This is a genomic window from Rhodothermales bacterium, from assembly GCA_017643395.1.
Taxonomy (GTDB): domain Bacteria; phylum Bacteroidota; class Rhodothermia; order Rhodothermales; family UBA10348; genus JABDJZ01.
In genome coordinates, this window is sequence record JAEPNP010000008.1 from 1 (window position 1) to 13497 (window position 13497).

The window sequence follows — 13497 nt, forward strand, 5'->3', positions numbered from 1 at the left end:
AGATCCCAAACTCAGAAACACCCGCCGAAAACGAGCCCCTCGCTGACGAAAGTTTCAACTAGGATTGACTCTTCGCCAAAATCTCCGCCCGGACATGGAATAGGGCCCCGAGATTCCATGAGAACGGCAAATCGGTTTCGACGGGAGCCGCAACAGCGCTCCGCAACGGCGCTCCGCAACGGCGCTCCGCAACAGCGCTCCGCAACAGCGCCCCGCAAAGGCGCCCCGCAACGGCGCTCCGCAACAGCGCTCCGCAACGGCGCTCCGCAACAGCGCTCCGCAACGGCGCTCGGCAACGGCGCTCGGCAAAGGCGCTCCGCAACGGCGCTCTGCAACGGCCCCAGGAGCTCCCCACGCAGCGGATTTCCGCAACCTCATCGCCCGGATTGCATGGGCATCGGGGCGCGTCTACATTTGATCGCCCTTCAAAACCGGCCCTGTACATACGCATGTCCTACACGGTCGGCGTCCCGGAGGAAACCCTCTCCGGTGAGCGCCTGGTCTCCCTCACACCGGAAGTTGTTGGACGTTTGGTCAAGGGCGGTGCCACCGTCAAGGTGGAGCGTGGCGCGGGAAAGGGCGCATTCCACAGCGACGGAGACTATGAGGCCGCAGGGGCGCAGATTGTCAAACGCAAGGAAGCGTTCTCCTGCGATGTCGTCACCAAGGTGCGCCCGCCGGACAAGAAGGAGATCGGGCTGCTTGAAAAGGGCGGAGTGCTCATCGGATTTCTCAGCCCTCTCGACCAGCCGGAGACGGCGCAGGCACTCGCCAAACAGGGCGTCACTGCACTGGCGATGGAGTTGGTGCCGCGCATTTCACGCGCGCAGAAAATGGACGCGCTCAGCGCGCTCAGCGGTGTGGCCGGATACCGCGCCGTGCTCGAGGCGGCAATCCGCCTGCCCAAGTTCTTCCCGCTGCTGACGACGGCCGCGGGCACGGTGCGTCCGGCGAATGTGCTCGTGCTGGGAGCAGGTGTCGCTGGCCTCCAGGCCATTGCCACCGCCCGCCGGCTGGGTGCGCGTGTATCGGGGTACGACATCCGCGACGTGGTGCGCGAGGAAATCCAGAGCCTCGGAGCCACCTTCGTCGAGCTCGAGATCGAGATGGACGCCATGCAGGACTCCGGCGGCTACGCGAAGGCGCTCGTGGCTGAGAAGGCCAAGCAGCAGACCAAACTGCTGGTCCCGTTCATCGGCAAGAGCGACGTCGTGATCACGACCGCGCTCATTCCGGGCCGCGCGGCACCGACGCTGATCACCAGGGAGGCCGTGGAAGCCATGGCTCCGGGCAGTGTGATCGTGGACCTGGCCGCACCCAACGGCGGCAATTGTGAGCTTACCGAGCCCGGAAAAACGGTTGAGGAACACGGAGTGACCATCGTCGGCTCCACCAACCTGCCCGCCGAAATGCCGGTGCACGCCAGCCAGCTTTACGCCAAGACGCTGCTGGCCATCCTGCAGGAATTCACGGGAGAAGACGGGTTCACGCCCAACTTTGACGACGAGGTTTTCGCCGGCGCCTGTGTCACGCACGACGGAGAGGTCGTGCACGAGCGCGTCAAATCCATCCTGCAATCAGCCTGAGCGGCCCATGCTGGACAACATCATCGTATTCGTCCTGGCGGCCTTTGTGGGTCGTGAGGTAATCAGCAAGGTGCCGCAGACGCTGCACACCCCGCTTATGTCGGGCTCCAACGCCATCAGCGGGATCACCATTGTCGGCGCGCTCGTGGTGGCCGGCATGGTCGAAGACAGTCCGTACGCGACCTACATCGGCCTGGCAGCACTGATTTTCGCGACCATCAACGTGGTCGGCGGCTTCATGGTGACGGATCGCATGTTACAGATGTTCAAGAAGAAGGACTGACATGAACATCATCGAACTGGTCGACGTCGCCTATCTGGTCGCGGCAGTCCTCTTCATTTCCGGGCTCAAGCAGCTGACTTCGCCGGCCACGGCGCGGAAGGGCAACCAGCTGGCTTCGGTCGGCATGCTCATCGCCGTAGTGGCGACCCTGCTGGTACGTGAGATCGTTACGCCGGTCGAGATGATCGGCGGGCTGGTCTTAGGCGCCGGAATCGGTGTCTTGTTGGCCAAACGCGTCGAAATGACCGGCATGCCGGAGCTCGTGGCGGCCTTCAACGGATTCGGCGGAATCGCGTCCGCCCTGGTTGCCGGCGCCGAAATCGCGCGCATGATGGCAGACGGCGAGCCGCTTAGCGCCGCCAGCGCAGTCACGATCGGCCTCTCCGTGCTGATCGGCATGATCACGTTCACGGGGTCGTTTGTGGCCTTTGGCAAGCTGTCCGGCCGCATCAACGGCAATCCCGTCTCGTTCCCCGGGATGCGACTCATCACGATTGTAGCGGCCCTCGCGGCGATCGGCGCTACGGTCTGGATGGCGATGGAGTCGGGCGCGTTCCCCGACGTTCCGGACGGGGTGATCAACGGCGCCATCACGCTCACGGTCGCGGCCTTCCTGCTCGGTATTCTGCTCGTCATACCGATTGGCGGCGCCGACATGCCGGTGGTCGTGGCGCTTCTGAACTCCTACTCGGGTCTGGCCGCATCGGCCACCGGATTCGTGCTCGACAACACGGCGCTCATCGTTTCCGGCGCGCTGGTGGGAGCCTCAGGACTGATCCTGACGAACATCATGTGCGTGGCGATGAACCGGTCGCTGCTGAACGTGCTGATCGGCGGGTTCGGCGGAGATTCCGCCGAGGGCGCAGATCCGGCGCGCTCGATGGAGGGCAAGTCGGTCACGTCCACCAGCCCGGACGACACCGCGATTATGCTCGCCTATGCCGAGAAGGTGATCGTGGTGCCCGGATACGGCATGGCCGTGGCGCAGGCCCAGCACGCCGTGCGCGAACTGGGAGACGAACTCGAAAAGCGCGGCGTGAAGGTCAAGTACGCCATCCACCCGGTTGCGGGCCGCATGCCGGGGCACATGAACGTGCTCCTGGCCGAAGCGAACGTCTCGTATGACCTGCTCTTCGAGATGGACGACATCAACGGCGAGTTCGATACGTGTGATGTCGCCATCGTGATCGGCGCCAACGACGTAGTCAACCCCGCCGCTCGCCATGACAAGGCCAGCCCGATCTACGGCATGCCGATTCTGAACGTGGACAAGGCCCGCACGTCCATCGTCCTGAAGCGCTCCATGCGTCCCGGCTACGCAGGCATCCAGAACGAGCTGTTCTTCAATCACAACAACCGCATGCTGTTTGGCGACGCCAAGGACAGCATCACGGAAGTCGTGAACGAGTTGAAGGCCCTCTAGGCCCCGTTTCGGGCGATGGGTCCTAATGACCCGGGCCCGGCGGCGGACCGATCGCGGGAATCCCGGCAGGCCGCGTAGGGGCGGCGCTGACTACGAGGCCTGCTGCGGCACGCGTTCCAGGGCCTCAAGCAAGTACGGCTCCACCAAATCGGCCACCTTGCGATGGCCCGCCTCATTCGGGTGGATCTGGTCCGGCAGCATGTATTCGTCGAATCCGCCGACGCCGTCCAGAATGAAGGGAATCAGGATGGCGTCATTGTTCTGCGCCAGCTCGGGAAAGAGCTCCGCAAACTCACGCGCGTAGTCGGGGCCGAAATTGGGAGGAATCATCATGCCGGCGACGACCACCACGGCCTCCGGGTTCGATGCGCGGGTTTTGTCCACGATGCCTTGAAGGTTCTCGCGGGTAGATGAGAGGTCGACGCCGCGAAGGGCATCGTTGCCTCCAAGCCCCAGTACGAGCACGTCGACATGGTTCTGGAGTACCCAATCAATGCGGCGCAGACCGGCCGCCGTGGTTTCTCCGCTGAGCCCTGCGTTAACCAACTCTGCTTCGATGCCCAGCGAGTCCAGGCGATTGTCCAGAAGGGCCGGGAAGGCCTGGTCCTCCCGTAATCCAAAGCCGGCCGTGATGGAATCACCAAAGAACAGTACCCGCGGCCCGGAGCTGTTCTCCGCAACCTGGGCTCGGGGAGTTGGCGTAGGAGAAGCCGCCGAACCCTCAGGAGGTGCGTTCTCTCCCGCCTGCGATCCGCAAGCCGCTGTGAGAAGAACCACGACGGCGAGAAGGGGGTATAGCAGCGACTTTTTCATAGGTCCTGGTTGGTTGCACACTGCAAAACCTGCCCGGGCAATTCCGGTTTCAGACCTCCATGCCTCCTGTCCTGGCTGTACGCAACCTGTCGAAAACCTATCGCAGCGGCGGAAAGCCTTTGCACGTTCTGCAAGACGTCACGTTTGACATCCAGGAAGGCGACACGTGTGCCATTGTCGGGCCCTCCGGCAGTGGAAAAACCACGCTGCTCGGATTGGCCGCCGGCCTGGACGCGCCGACCTCCGGAACGGTGGAGCTTTGCGGCGAAGAGGTAGGCAGTCTCTCGGAAGATGAGCGCGCCAACCTGCGCAACCGGTATGTAGGCTTTGTTTTTCAGTCTTTCCGGCTCATCCCCACGCTCACGGCTCTGGAAAACGTCATGGTGCCCGCCGAACTGCGCGGCGACCGCGACTGCCGGGCCCGAGCCGAGGAACTGCTCACTCAGGTCGGGCTCGGGGACCGCATGGGCCACTACCCGACGCAGCTTTCGGGGGGAGAGCAGCAACGTGTGGCCCTGGCGCGCGCGTTTATCAATCGGCCGCGCATCCTGTTTGCTGATGAGCCCACCGGCAATCTGGACACGGATACCGGGGTGCGCATCGCCGACTTGCTGTTTGATCTGAACCGCACCGCAGGAACCACGCTGGTGCTGGTCACCCACGACCTCGAACTGGCGGGTCGCACGGATCGCGTCATTCGCCTGAGGGCGGGCGCGGTGCACATGGACTCGGCGGTTGTCGAAGTCGCGGAGGCGGGCTGATGCGCTGGATTCTTTCCATGGCCTGGCGAGACAGCCGGGGCAGCAGGCGTCGCATGCTGCTGTTTGTCGGATCCATGGTGCTCGGCGTTGCGGCGCTGGTGGCGATCAACTCGTTCGGCACCAACCTGCGAAGCGCCATCGACGAGCAAGCCAAGGCACTTCTGGGCGCCGACATGTCCCTCGAGTCCGACGTGGCCTTCGCAGACTCGATTGAGGTGCTGATTGCCGAGATCGGCGGCGAGCAATCTCGCAGGACGTCCTTTCAGAGCATGGCGCAGTTCGAAAGCGGTGTTCGGCTGTCCACGGTACGTGCCCAGGACGGGATTTATCCCTGGTACGGTGCCGTGGAGACAGACCCCCCGGAAGCCGCGACCGGCTGGGTAGAGCGTGGGGAGGCGCTGGTAGACCAGACGCTGTTTCGCGAGTTTGATCTGGCGGTTGGAGACTCCGTGCGCATCGGATACACCTCGTACCGGATCGGAGGCAGGCTGCTGCAGACGCCCCGGGAGTCGGCTGCGGCGGGGCTGGTATCGCCGCGTGTATACATCCCGATAGCCAACGTCGATACCACCTTGTTCGGCTTCGGCTCTCAGGCGGACTATGAGGTGTATTTTCGCTTTACCGACGGACGGGACTACGAAGCGCTGGCAGATTCGCTGCGTCCCGCCCTCAGGCCCGCCGATGTCGGTGTGGACTCGGTGTTTGAGGAGCAGGAGAACTGGGACGAGTCCCTGACAAACCTCTACCGTTTTCTGAGTCTGGTCGGCTTCATAGCGTTGCTGCTGGGCAGCCTTGGTGTTGCGAGCGCCGTGCATGTGTACATCCGCCAGCGGATCGACACGGTGGCCACACTGCGTTGCTTTGGAGCCAAGAGCAGCACCACGATCATGGTCTACGCCGTGCAGGCCCTGGGCATGGGCCTCATCGGTGCCACGGTCGGTGCCCTGATCGGCATCGGAATCCAGCTGTTTGTGCCGACGCTACTGGCCGATGCGCTGCCGGTCGACGTGGAATTTGCGCTTGCTCCCGGAGCCATTCTCCTGGGGGCAGGGATCGGAGTCGGAGTCACGGTGCTGTTTGCGCTTCTGCCGCTCCTGGCGGTTCGAGGGATCTCTCCGCTGAGGGCCATTAGAGCCCAGGTTGACCCGGTGGACGAAGGGCGCACGGACGGGCTGACCTGGCTCATCCGTGGCATCGTTGCGGCCGGCGTAATTGTGTTTTCGATGCTGCAGGCCCCATCGCCCATGTACGGGTTCTGGTATGCCGTCGCGATTGCGGCCGTTTTCGGAGCCCTTGCCCTGCTTGCGCGCGGGTTGATCTGGGCGGTGCAACGGATTCGCAGCACGTCCATGCCGTACGTGGCCCGGCAGGGGCTGGCAAATCTGCATCGTCCAAACAACCAGACCCTGCTTCTGACTCTTGCATTGGGCCTGGGCACGTTCCTGATTGGCATCATGCTCGTCACGGAGCGCACCCTCGTTGCGCAGGTGGACCTGTCGGGGCGCGCGGAGTCACCGAACCTGGTGTTCTTCGACATCCAGACCGACCAGGTGGAAGGCGTTCGCGCTGTTCTGGAAGAGGAGGCTGTGCCCGTGGTGGACGAGGTGGCCCTCGTTACGATGCGCATTGCGTCTGTCAAGGGGCGGACTGTGGAGGAGATTCGGGCGGATTCGACCAGGGAGGGGCCGCGCTGGCCGTTCTTCCGTGAGTACCGCTCGACCTACCGCGGCAACCTGACCAGCTCGGAAACGCTGGTGGCCGGGGAGTTCACCCCCTCCTGGAGCCTGTCCGATGGGGCTATTCCAGTGTCCGTCGAGCAGGATCTGGCGGCCGATCTCGACGTGGCTCTCGGGGATACGATTGTGTGGGATGTACAGGGCGTCGACATGACGACCGTGATCGGAAGTGTGCGCGAGGTGGACTGGCGGCGCGTACAGACCAACTTCTTCTTTGTCTTCCCAGAGGGGATTCTGGAAGCGGCGCCGCAATTCACTGTGGTGCTCGCTCGGGCTCCCAATGCTGACGAGTCGGCGGACGCCCAGGCCGCAGTGGCGCGTGCCTATCCCAACGTCTCGGCCATCGACGTGTCGCTCGTCTTGAGTGTCTTCGAGGCCATCTTCAGCCGAATCGAATTTGTGATCCGGTTCATGGCACTGTTTTCGATCCTGACAGGCTTCGTGGTGCTGTTCGGAGCGGTGCTTACCAGTCGCCTGCAGCGCATCAGTGAGACAGTGCTTCTGAAAACGCTCGGCGCCTCCGGCCGCCAGGTGGTGCGCATCATGCTGGTGGAGTACATCGCCTTGGGCGCCCTGGCATCGCTGACCGGGTTGGGCCTGGCTTTGCTCGGAGGCTGGGCACTGGCCCAGTTCGTGTTCGAGACACCGGTTGCTACCGGAGGTCCGGTCCTGCTCTGGATTTCGGCGGGCGTGGTGGGCCTTGTGGTGATGATCGGCGTGCTCAGCAGTCGCGGCGTATACAGGCTACCGGCACTCGAGGTGCTCCGCAGCGAAGGATGAGCATTCGAGCCAACCTGGATGTGGTCCATGAGCGCATCGCCCGGGCGTGTCTGAAATCCGGCCGCGACCCGGCGGAGGTGACCCTGGTCGCGGTTTCGAAGACGTTTCCACTGGAGCGCCTTCAGGCAGCGGCCGACCAGGGCCAGATGGTCTTCGGGGAGAACAAGGCCCAGGAACTGGACGAAAAGGCCACGGCGTGGACATCCTCCGATGTCGAATGGCACTTCATCGGACACCTGCAACGCAACAAGGCACCGGTGGTCGCACGACATGCCGACGTATTCCACGCCCTGGACAGTGTGCGACTGGCGAGAGCCCTGGACCGACGATTGGAGGAGGAGAATCGCACGCTGAGATGCCTGGTGCAGGTGAACGTCAGCGGCGAGCAGTCCAAGTTCGGACTGGATCCGAGCGCCCTGGCTCCCTTTCTGGAGGAGGTCGCCCAGTTTGAGCGGCTGCGCATCGAGGGCCTTATGACTCTCGCCGCGCCCACGGATGATCCGGAGCACGTCCGTCCCCAGTTCTCACTCCTGCGCAGCCTGCTCTCGACCCCGGCTCCCGGGGGCAATACCCGACTGCGCGCGCTGTCCATGGGGATGAGCGGCGACTTTGAGGTGGCGATCGAAGAAGGGGCCACGCACGTGCGGGTAGGAAGCGCTATCTTCGGCAACAGGTCGTACCAGTAGTACCGGCATGCTGCCATTGATTGTAGGGGTTGCGATCGGAGTGGTCGTAATGGGCCTCCTCCGCGCCATGACCCGCTACGAGGCTGCCAGCACCGCCGCGATGCAGGAACAGATGACGTCCATGCAGGCGACCATTGACCGTCTTGAGGCGCGTGTGCGGTCATTGGAGACCATTGCATCAGTCGATGTGCTTGAGACCGGCTCGGAACAACCGATGCCCGGAGAAACGGCCCAGCCCCTGAAAAAGGCCCGTCTCGGAAGGACATGAAGCTCACAGCACTTGAAATCCGCAAACATGAGTTCGCGAGAGCGTTCCGCGGATACGATGCCGAGGAGGTGGATGCTTTCCTGAACATGGTTGCCCAGCACTGGCAGACCGTGTCGCAGGACATGAAGCGACTCGAGGAGCGCCTCGAGGAGCAGGCGGAACGCATCAACCACTATCAAAAGGTGGAGGAGGCGCTCCAGCACGCCGTCGAGAACGCGGCATCCGCCAGCAAGGAAAAGCTCGCGGCGGCCGAGACCGAAGCCGAGACCCGCATCAGCGACGCGACGACACAGGCCGAGAGCACCGTGCGGGATGCGGAGAGCAAGGCGGAAGCCACGCTGAAGGACGCGGAATCGCGGGCCACGGCTCAATTGGCCGATGCCGAAGAACGTGCAAGTCGTCGTCTCTCGGACGCCGAGCAGCGGGCGAGCGAAGCGCTCGAGACCGCTGAACGGCGCACCACCGGGATGCAGCGTGTGGCGGAGGAACGTCTTCGCACCGTGATTGCAGAGGCGGAGGCGCGCCTGGAGACCATCCAGCAGGCGGCGGAAGCTGCCCGGCGTGCGGCCAACCGGGAGTTGGAGCGGGTAGAGAGCGAGCGCCAGCGCCTGCTGCAGTCCTTCGAGGAGTTCATGAAGGACGGTCTGGCCTACGTCGGTCAGTTTCAGCAAGCGGTGCCGCCGCCTGAACTGAAGGAGTTCGAGCAGGTGGGACCGTCTGTGGGACCCGCTGATGTGGCAGGGCTCGCCGATGAGGTGGCTGCCAAGCCCGTGAGGGTCTCCGGAGTGGCGACGGATGCAGTACCTGCGCCCCAACTGCTGAGAGATTCCGACGGTCCGACCGAGGATTCGGCGTCTCAGCCTGCGTCGCCGGAGCGCTCATCGTCTGTTTCTGCCGTGGCAGGAGGCATGCCGCCCGCCGCTGATGCCTTGCTTGAGGCGGAAGGGTTTGAGACGGAAGACGGCGCTGCAGACGAAGCCCCGGAGTGGGTCGCTCTGGACGACGGTCCCTCCGAGGCTGTCGATGAGCAGGATGCCTTTCTGGACGAGTTGCCTTCGGCGGATGATGGGTTTGAGGACGAGGCCGGATCCGACATGCGCCTGGTGAGCGGCCAGGGGGAGGAGGTGACCCCCGCCGAAGATGACCCCGACAGGGAATTTGGCGCGGAAGAGGAGATCGAAAAGATCCGCAGGATCCTCGAGGACCTGGACAATTGATCGAGTCCCTGGGACCGGATCAGTTGGCCGACATGGTGTCGGGCGCGCTTCCGGCCTCGGTCCATACGCTCGTTGTCGGCGTAGGCTCGATTCCCGCGCCCTTGATCAACGTACCGGGCCAGGCTCCGCTCGTTGATCAGGGCAAATGGCGACATGTGGCGCGTCTCTCCTGGCCGAATCCAGTGGCCATTGCCCGCGCGGCCGCGCTGAGGGGACTCACCACGTTTGTGTTGGTGGCCCCAGGCGTGAGTGGCACGGACGGACCGGTGGTCGCCTCGGATCACATCAATCTCTCGGGCTCCAATCCGTTGACGGGCCCGAACCAGGATCGATTCGGGGTCCGCTTTCCGGACATGACCGAGCCGTACGACCCGAAGCTGCGGGCGCTGCTGGGTGATATCGGACCGGAAGTGGTGGTTGCGGGACTGACCGACGAGGCCACTCCGCAGGATCTGGTCGCCGTCGAGGGCCTCGGGGCCCAGGCCGCGGTTGGCGGTGCGGTGGTCCACGGCATTCTGGCGGCGCGCCATGCCGGGCTGCGATGCGCCCTGGTGGTTGCCCCCGCAGGCAAGGAAGACGCCGTGCTCCAGGCTGTCGCGCACGCCTTGGAGGCAGCTGGCCAGGGTTAGGATCGACCCGCGATGAAGCGCGTATTCCCGCGCCCTTCGCTCTGAACGCGGATCCGGAGAAGTATTTTCCGGCTCCAGCCAACCTGTCCCGAGCCGCCACGCATGTCCCGTTTTCCCGAAGTCAAAGGGCTTGATCATCCTGCCATCGAGGAGTCGATCCTCGACGACTGGTCACGCGACGACATTTTCGGCAAGAGCATCGCACAGCGGGAAGGTGCCGAATCGTTTACGTTCTATGAAGGCCCCCCGACGGCCAACGGGCGTCCTGGTATCCATCATGTGATGGGGCGCACCATCAAGGATGCCTTCTGCCGGTTCAAGACCATGAAGGGATTCCAGGTGGCGCGCAAGGCGGGCTGGGACACGCATGGGCTGCCGGTAGAGATTGAAGTCGAGAAAGAGTTGGGCCTGGAAGGCCGGCATCAGGTAGAAGAGTTCGGCATCCAGCCGTACAACGACGCCTGTCGCAAGAGCGTGCTCAAGTACAAGGACCAGTGGGACACGCTCACCACCCGCATCGGATTCTGGGTCAACCTGGATGATCCATACATCACGTTCAAGTCCTCGTACATCGAGTCCGTCTGGTGGCTGCTGAAGCAGATTTATGAGAAGGACCTGCTGTACAAGGGGTTCAAGATCCAGTGGTATAGCCCGGGCTCCGGCACGGTGCTCTCCAGCCATGAGGTGAGTCTGGGCTACAGGGAGGTGCAGGATCCATCGATCTACACACGATTCCGCCTGCGCGAGGACGAGAACGCCTACTTCCTGGCCTGGACCACCACGCCCTGGACTACGATCTCCAACGTGGCCCTGGCCGTCGGCCGGAATATCGAGTACGTGCGTATCCGCCTGACGACGGAGGATATCGGCGAGCACGACCTGATTCTGGCGGAGGCCCGTCTGCCGGTAATCAAGGAGGAGTACGAGGTGGTCGGCCGGATGACCGGTGCAGAGCTGCTCGGCAAGCGGTATGAGCCGCTGTATCCCTATTTCGAGGGTCAGGAGGAGACGGCAAATGCGTGGCGCATCGTGGATGCGGACTATGTCTCGACCGAAGACGGTACCGGCATCGTGCACACGGCCCCGGCCTTTGGCGCTGAGGACCACGAAACGGCCGGCAAACACGGTCTTCCGATGGTCAATCCGGTGAATCCGGACGGTACGTTCACGCACGAAATCGACCTTGTGGCCGGCATGTGGTTCAAGGACGCCGACAAGGTCATCGCCCGTGATCTCCGTGACCGGGGTCTGATGTACCGCCACGAGACCTACCTGCACAACTATCCGCATGACTGGCGCAAGGGCACGCCACTCATGAGCTACCCCGTGGATTCGTGGTTTATCCGCACGACCGCGATACGGGACCGGCTGATCGAGCTGAACAACACCATCAACTGGCAGCCGAAGGGCATCGGAACCGGGCGGTTTGGCGATTGGCTCGTGAACAACGTGGACTGGGCGCTCAGCCGACGCCGTTACTGGGGTACGCCACTGCCTATCTGGCAGTCAGACAAGCCGGATTCGGAGTACCGGGAGATCATCGGCTCGATCGCTGAGCTTCGCGCCAAGTGCGGCGACCAGATCCCGGCCGACGACGACGAGGTGGACCTGCACCGCCCATTTGTCGATGATCTGACGTGGCCCGCTCCCGATGGGGGAACGATGCGCCGCGTGGAGGACCTGATTGATGTCTGGTTCGACTCGGGCGCCATGCCGTTTGCACAGTGGCACTACCCCTTCGAGAACAAGGAGTTGTTCGAGCGCAACTTCCCGGCGGACTTCATCGCCGAAGGTGTGGATCAGACTCGGGGCTGGTTCTACACCTTGCACGCCATCGGCGCGCTGGTGATGGACTCGGTGGCCTATCGAAACGTGGTGGTTAACGGCCTGGTGCTGGACGAGAAGGGCGAGAAGATGTCCAAGTCCAAGGGCAACGCCGTGGATCCGTTTGCCACCATCCAGGAGCACGGGGCGGACGTGGTGCGCTGGTACATGATGTCCAACGCGCCGCCGTGGGAGAACCTCAAGTTCAGCGATCGTGGTCTCGGGGAGACCCAGCGCAAGTTCTTCGGCACGCTGGGCAACGTCTACGCCTTCTTCGCCACCTACGCCAACATTGACGGATTTACCGGCGAGGAGCCGGAGGTGCCGGTGGCCGAGCGCCCTGAGATGGATCGCTGGATCCTGAGTCGCCTGGCCACGACCACCATCGAGGTGAACCAGGCGTACGAAGACTACAATCCGACGAAGGCGGCGCGGGCGGTGGAGCGGTTTGTGGACGAGTTGTCGAACTGGTACATCCGTCGGAATCGGCGCCGGTTCTGGAGCGCCAAAACGGGCGATGGGCACAGTGCCTCAAAAACGGCCGCCTACCAGACGGTGGCACGCTGCCTGCTTGACGTGGCCGGCATGATGGCGCCGATTGCGCCCTTCTTCAGCGACTTCCTATACCGCAACCTCGGCGGCAGCGCGGAATCCGTGCATCTGGCTGACTTCCCGGAGGCCCCACAGACCTGGATCGATGCCGATCTGGAGCATCGCATGGATCTGGCGCGCACCATATCGTCCGTAACCCTCAGTCTGCGGAACCAGAGTTCGATCAACGTGCGGCAGCCGTTGGCCGGAATCATGGTGGTGACCGGCGTTGGCGTGGAGGAGGATGTCGTGGAGAGCGTTCGGGAGGTCATTCTCAGCGAAGTCAACGTCAAGGAGATCCGCTACGTGCATGGCGCCAGCGACGTCGTCAGGCGGCAGGCGAAGCCGAACTTCAAGGCCCTTGGCCGGAGGCTGGGGCCGCTCATGAAGCCGGTCGGCGCCGCCATTCGTGGCATGACGAGCGAAGACATCGATGCCTATCTCAGCTCAGGCTCGGTCACGTTTCCGGCCAACGGCGAGGAGGTCACGCTCAGCGGAGAAGACATCGAGATTTTGTCGGAGGGCATTCAGGGCTGGCTGGTGGGTCAGGAGGGTGCCGTGACTGTGGCCCTGGACGTGAATCGCACGCCCGAACTGGTTCGTGAAGGCCTTGCACGTGAGGTTGTGAATCGGGTCCAGAACATGCGCAAACAGGCCGGATATGAGGTCTCCGACCGGGTCCTGATCCAGTATGAAGCCAGCACGGGTTTGGCCGATGCGGTTGCCGCCTTCGCCGATCGGATTCGGAACGAGACATTGGCTGTCGAGTTGGACCGCAGCCTACAGCCGGAGGGCGATCTGGTGGAACGCTTCGACATCGAAGCCGAACACATCACCCTGTCAGTTAACAGAGTTTCGGAATAGAGCGCGCTCCTGGGAAGCGCGTGCAGAGGGGAAGCA

General features: G+C 63.4%; 11 protein-coding genes. 10 read left to right on the forward strand and 1 reads right to left on the reverse strand.

Annotated features, from left to right (window positions below):
* The first annotated feature begins 449 nt into the window (after positions 1 to 449).
* From JJ896_17960 to JJ896_17970, 3 genes are read left to right on the forward strand one after another with little or no spacing between them, the layout of a single operon-like run.
* Positions 450 to 1586 (forward strand): Re/Si-specific NAD(P)(+) transhydrogenase subunit alpha, encoded by a 1137-nt coding sequence (locus JJ896_17960; GenBank protein MBO6781549.1) that lies wholly within the window; start codon positions 450 to 452, stop codon positions 1584 to 1586.
* 7 nt (positions 1587 to 1593) lie between these two features.
* Entirely contained in the window at positions 1594 to 1869 is a 276-nt protein-coding gene (locus JJ896_17965; GenBank protein MBO6781550.1) for an NAD(P) transhydrogenase subunit alpha, read from the forward strand.
* Position 1870: 1 nt separating this feature from the next.
* Positions 1871 to 3292 carry an NAD(P)(+) transhydrogenase (Re/Si-specific) subunit beta gene (locus JJ896_17970; GenBank protein MBO6781551.1) on the forward strand — a complete coding sequence of 474 codons (1422 nt, stop codon included), beginning with the start codon at positions 1871 to 1873 and terminating at the stop codon, positions 3290 to 3292.
* A gap of 90 nt (positions 3293 to 3382) precedes the next feature.
* Here the strand turns inward: JJ896_17970 and JJ896_17975 are convergent, their stop codons facing one another.
* On the reverse strand, positions 3383 to 4105 hold the full coding sequence (locus JJ896_17975) for an arylesterase (protein MBO6781552.1): 723 nt from the start codon (positions 4103 to 4105) through the stop codon (positions 3383 to 3385).
* A 59-nt stretch (positions 4106 to 4164) separates the two neighbouring features.
* Here JJ896_17975 and JJ896_17980 point away from each other — a divergent pair, with 59 nt between their 5' ends.
* The 7 genes from JJ896_17980 (at position 4165) to JJ896_18010 (ending at position 13461) form a co-directional block, all read left to right on the forward strand.
* Entirely contained in the window at positions 4165 to 4866 is a 702-nt protein-coding gene (locus JJ896_17980; GenBank protein MBO6781553.1) for an ABC transporter ATP-binding protein, read from the forward strand.
* Positions 4866 to 7382 (forward strand): ABC transporter permease, encoded by a 2517-nt coding sequence (locus JJ896_17985; protein MBO6781554.1) that lies wholly within the window; start codon positions 4866 to 4868, stop codon positions 7380 to 7382. The genes JJ896_17980 and JJ896_17985 overlap by 1 nt, the downstream gene beginning before the upstream one ends.
* Positions 7379 to 8068, forward strand: coding sequence for a YggS family pyridoxal phosphate-dependent enzyme (locus JJ896_17990; protein MBO6781555.1), 690 nt, complete (start codon positions 7379 to 7381; stop codon positions 8066 to 8068). The genes JJ896_17985 and JJ896_17990 overlap by 4 nt, the downstream gene beginning before the upstream one ends.
* Before the next feature lie 7 nt (positions 8069 to 8075).
* Positions 8076 to 8336, forward strand: a complete 261-nt coding sequence (locus tag JJ896_17995) for a hypothetical protein (GenBank protein MBO6781556.1) — start codon at positions 8076 to 8078, stop codon at positions 8334 to 8336.
* The gene (locus tag JJ896_18000) at positions 8333 to 9553 is read left to right on the forward strand and encodes a DivIVA domain-containing protein (protein ID MBO6781557.1); all 1221 of its coding nucleotides are present in this window, start codon (positions 8333 to 8335) and stop codon (positions 9551 to 9553) included. The genes JJ896_17995 and JJ896_18000 overlap by 4 nt, the downstream gene beginning before the upstream one ends.
* Complete coding sequence (locus JJ896_18005) at positions 9550 to 10182, forward strand: hypothetical protein (protein MBO6781558.1); 633 nt, start codon at positions 9550 to 9552, stop codon at positions 10180 to 10182. The genes JJ896_18000 and JJ896_18005 overlap by 4 nt, the downstream gene beginning before the upstream one ends.
* A gap of 102 nt (positions 10183 to 10284) precedes the next feature.
* Positions 10285 to 13461 (forward strand): isoleucine--tRNA ligase, encoded by a 3177-nt coding sequence (locus JJ896_18010; GenBank protein ID MBO6781559.1) that lies wholly within the window; start codon positions 10285 to 10287, stop codon positions 13459 to 13461.
* Positions 13462 to 13497: the final 36 nt, after the last annotated feature.

Coding starts and splice junctions, on each gene's coding strand:
- JJ896_17960 (MBO6781549.1), top strand. CDS start 450: ATGTCCTACACGGTCGGCGTCCCGGAGGAAACCCTCTCCGGTGAGCGC.
- JJ896_17965 (MBO6781550.1), top strand. CDS start 1,594: ATGCTGGACAACATCATCGTATTCGTCCTGGCGGCCTTTGTGGGTCGT.
- JJ896_17970 (MBO6781551.1), top strand. CDS start 1,871: ATGAACATCATCGAACTGGTCGACGTCGCCTATCTGGTCGCGGCAGTC.
- JJ896_17975 (MBO6781552.1), bottom strand. CDS start 4,105: ATGAAAAAGTCGCTGCTATACCCCCTTCTCGCCGTCGTGGTTCTTCTC.
- JJ896_17980 (MBO6781553.1), top strand. CDS start 4,165: ATGCCTCCTGTCCTGGCTGTACGCAACCTGTCGAAAACCTATCGCAGC.
- JJ896_17985 (MBO6781554.1), top strand. CDS start 4,866: ATGCGCTGGATTCTTTCCATGGCCTGGCGAGACAGCCGGGGCAGCAGG.
- JJ896_17990 (MBO6781555.1), top strand. CDS start 7,379: ATGAGCATTCGAGCCAACCTGGATGTGGTCCATGAGCGCATCGCCCGG.
- JJ896_17995 (MBO6781556.1), top strand. CDS start 8,076: ATGCTGCCATTGATTGTAGGGGTTGCGATCGGAGTGGTCGTAATGGGC.
- JJ896_18000 (MBO6781557.1), top strand. CDS start 8,333: ATGAAGCTCACAGCACTTGAAATCCGCAAACATGAGTTCGCGAGAGCG.
- JJ896_18010 (MBO6781559.1), top strand. CDS start 10,285: ATGTCCCGTTTTCCCGAAGTCAAAGGGCTTGATCATCCTGCCATCGAG.